General features: G+C 63.4%; 1 protein-coding gene. It reads left to right on the top strand.

The genetic code is table 11. From position 1 onward, the window contains the following. Window positions 1–205, top strand: a 205-nt coding sequence (locus FW760_RS26080) for an AMP-binding protein (RefSeq protein ID WP_446444130.1), incomplete at both ends; no start/stop codon positions are given.

Genomic DNA, 205 nt, shown 5'->3' with positions numbered 1-205 from the left:
GCGCGTTGCTCGCGCACCACAACGTGCTACGCCTGTTTGCCGCCACCGAACACTGGTTCGCCTTCGGGCCGAGTGACGTGTGGAGCCTGTTCCACTCCTATGCCTTCGACTTCTCGGTGTGGGAGATCTTTGGTGCGCTGCTGTATGGCGGCAGGCTGGTCATCGTGCCGCAGGCCACCAGCCGGGCACCGGAAGAGTTCTTCCA

It is taken from the genome of Pseudomonas sp. 1176_21 (genome assembly GCF_052850635.1).
This window is presented reverse-complemented; position numbering and strand designations above follow the sequence as displayed.